Annotated in this window: 1 pseudogene; it reads left to right on the top strand. The window is 61.8% G+C overall.

Features of this window, described 5'->3' with window-relative positions:
* Nucleotides 1-254: pseudogene (locus tag FCK22_RS18360) on the top strand (SDR family oxidoreductase); the annotation flags it as partial.

Here is a 254-nt window from a genome sequence, read left to right as displayed (position 1 = left end):
CCTTTGGCAAGCGGCTGGAGCCGCTGGCGCAGAGCGTCGGCTCGGACTTCATGGTCGATGTGGACGTGACCGACGATGCCTCGCTCGACCGCGCCTTCGAGGAGCTGGGCGCGCGTTGGCCCACCATGACTTCGTCGTGCATGCCATTGCTTTCTCGGACAAATCCGAACTGACGGGGCGGTTCTTGAACACCAGCCGGGCGAACTTCAAAAACTCGATGGACATCTCGGCCTATTCCTTCATCGACGTGGCGC

Source organism: Sulfitobacter sp. 15WGC, from assembly GCF_005068605.1.
GTDB lineage: Bacteria > Pseudomonadota > Alphaproteobacteria > Rhodobacterales > Rhodobacteraceae > Sulfitobacter > Sulfitobacter faviae.
Note: the sequence above shows the minus strand (reverse complement) of the source record. Positions and strands in the feature narration are given on the sequence as shown.